The sequence below is a fragment of the Pseudomonas sp. RL genome (assembly GCF_000647775.1).
In the GTDB taxonomy this organism is placed as follows: domain Bacteria; phylum Pseudomonadota; class Gammaproteobacteria; order Pseudomonadales; family Pseudomonadaceae; genus Serpens; species Serpens flexibilis.
In genome coordinates this window covers 1-2,606 of record NZ_JBOY01000116.1, presented here as the reverse complement: position 1 = coordinate 2,606, position 2,606 = coordinate 1, and the positions used below count along the sequence as shown (strand labels likewise).

The window sequence follows — 2,606 nt, the reverse complement described above, 5'->3', positions numbered from 1 at the left end:
GCCGGAGAGGGTCATCATGCCGTTGATCATGCCGCCCCAGCTCGGAGCCAGCAGGATGACGGACATCACCATGCCGAGGGACTGGGCCCAGTCCGGCAGCGCGGTGTAGTGCAGGTGGTGCGGACCGGCCCAGATGTACAGGGTGATCAGCGCCCAGAAGTGCACGATGGACAGGCGGTAGGAGTAGACCGGACGGCCAGCCTGCTTCGGCACGAAGTAGTACATCATGCCGAGGAAGCCGGTGGTCAGGAAGAAGCCCACGGCGTTGTGGCCATACCACCACTGCACCATCGCGTCGGTGGCGCCGGAGTAGATGGAGTAGGACTTGAACCAGGTGACCGGGATTTCCAGGTTGTTGACGATGTGCAGCATCGCCGTGACCAGGATGAAGCCGCCGTAGAACCAGTTACCCACATAGATGTGCTTGCTCTGGCGCTTCATGATGGTGCCGAAGAACACGATCGCGTAGGACACCCAGACGATGGCCAGCAGAATGTCGATCGGCCACTCCAGCTCGGCGTATTCCTTGGAGCTGGTGAAGCCCTGCGGCAGGGTGATCACAGCCAGGACGATGACCGCTTGCCAGCCCCAGAAGGTGAAGGCGGCCAGGCCGTCGGAGATCAGACGGGTCTGGCAGGTGCGCTGGACCACGTAATAAGAAGTGGCGAACAGGGCGCAGCCACCGAATGCGAAGATCACTGCGTTGGTGTGCAGCGGACGCAGGCGGCCGAAACTCGTCCAGGGAAGGTCGAGGTTGAGTTCGGGCCACACCAGTTGCGCGGCGATGAACACACCTAGACCCATTCCTATGACCCCCCAGACCACCGTCATGATGGCGAACTGGCGGACCACCTTATAGTTATAAGCACTTTGGATTGCTGTACTCATTTGTAGGGGTTCCACGGTTAGAAGGCGCACAAGGCAAAAAACGGCGGCAGTATGGAGAAACCGGAAGGTCAATGCAAACGCGCCACCCTTTTGGCGGGGCTCGCAGAGGCCGGAAAATCAAGGGCTTACAGCGATGGTCGGAGTGTCGGAAGCGTGCGCGACGAACGGCGGAAAGCTGGAAGACCTCGGCTGCCTTCTTAGGCACGGCCAAGCGATGCGTGAAAAGGGTAACCGAATGGAGCGGGGGGCGGGGAAGGGCAGGTGTGCGGTGCGACATTCGGCCGCACGAAGGCGGCCGAATGTTTGTTACAGATCAAGGTCGGTGGCGGCGCTTATTTGCTGGCCACTTGCGCTTGCTTGGACAGGCTGTACACGTAGGCCGCCAGCAGGTGCACCTTGTCGTTGCCCAGGTAGGGTTCCTGGGCCGGCATGACGCCGGTACGACCATGGCGGATGGTCTGCTGCAGCTGGGCCAGGCTGGTGCCGTAGATCCAGCCGGCCGGGTGGGTCAGGTCGGGTGCGCCGAGCATGGCCATACCCTTGCCTTCCGGACCGTGGCAAGCCACGCAGGTGGTGGCGAACGCCTGCTTGCCGGCTTCCAGGTCAACCTGGGTGCCTTCCGGCAGCTTCAGGCCAGCCAGTTCCTGGCGCACATAGGCGGCCACGTTCTTCACGCCATCTTCGCCGATCACCGCGCCCCAGGCCGGCATCACGCCGGTGCGGCCGTGCAGGATGGAGGCCTTGATGGTCTCGGCATCGCCGCCCCAGCGCCAGTCGCTGTCGGCCAGGTTGGGGAAGCCCATCGAGCCCTTGGCATCGGAGCCGTGGCAGATGGAGCAGTAGGTGGCGAACATGCGGCTGCCCATTTTCAGGGCCTGCTCGTCCTGAGCGACTTCCTCCAGCGGCATGGCCGCATACTTGGCGAAGATCGGCCCGTACTGCTGGTCGGCACGCTGCATTTCGCGTTCCCACTGGCCAACGCTGGTCCAGCCATTTTCATAGCCGGGCAGGATGCCCTTCCAGTTGCCCAGGCCCGGATAGAGGGCCAGGTAAACGGCGCCGAAGACGATGGTGCCCACGAACAGCAGGAACCACCAGCGCGGCAGCGGGTTGTCGTATTCCTCGATGCCATCGAAGGAATGGCCCATCGTTTGATCAGTAATGCCCTTGGACTGTTCACTTTTGCGTGTCGCAAAAATCAGCCACAGCAGCGCCACTAGGGAGCCGAGGGTGAGCAGGGTGATATACCAGCTCCAGAAAGAAGTCATTCTTGGTTACTCCTAGAGACTTGCTGGTTGTGCAGGCCTTGCGGGTCATCGGCGAAGGGCAGCAGCGCGGCTTCGTCGAAGCTGCCGCGACGCTTGCTGTTATAGGCCCAGAGGACCACGCCGATGAAGGCGACGAAGACCACCAGGGTGCCCAAGCCGCGAATTAGCCCGATTTCCATGCACCGTTACCGTTTGTTGGTGAGCGAGGTGCCAAGCACTTGCAGGTAGGCGACCACGGCGTCCATCTCGGTCTTGCCCTTGACGGCGTCGCGTGCGGTGGCGATGTCGTCGGCGGTATAGGGCACGCCGAGGGTACGCAGCGCCTGCAGCTTCTTGGCGGTGTCCTTGCCGTCCAGGGTGTTCTCTACCAGCCAGGGGTAGGCGGGCATGATCGACTCGGGCACGACGTTGCGCGGGTTGTACAGGTGGGCACGGTGCCAGTCGTCGGAG

General features: G+C 62.4%; 4 protein-coding genes. All 4 read right to left on the bottom strand.

The window, feature by feature from the left end; all coding sequences use genetic code 11:
• Window positions 1–888 (bottom strand): cbb3-type cytochrome c oxidase subunit I (locus AS93_RS0115740; protein ID WP_037009607.1); only part of this gene is annotated, 888 nt, incomplete at its 3' end.
• Between the two features lie 332 nt (window positions 889–1,220).
• Window positions 1,221–2,156 (bottom strand): cytochrome-c oxidase, cbb3-type subunit III, encoded by a 936-nt coding sequence (ccoP, locus tag AS93_RS0115735; protein ID WP_027591502.1) that lies wholly within the window; start codon window positions 2,154–2,156, stop codon window positions 1,221–1,223.
• Window positions 2,153–2,335 (bottom strand): CcoQ/FixQ family Cbb3-type cytochrome c oxidase assembly chaperone, encoded by a 183-nt coding sequence (locus AS93_RS0115730; RefSeq protein ID WP_027591501.1) that lies wholly within the window; start codon window positions 2,333–2,335, stop codon window positions 2,153–2,155. The genes ccoP and AS93_RS0115730 overlap by 4 nt, the downstream gene beginning before the upstream one ends.
• Before the next feature lie 6 nt (window positions 2,336–2,341).
• Window positions 2,342–2,606 (bottom strand): cbb3-type cytochrome c oxidase subunit II (locus AS93_RS0115725; RefSeq protein WP_027591500.1); only part of this gene is annotated, 265 nt, incomplete at its 5' end.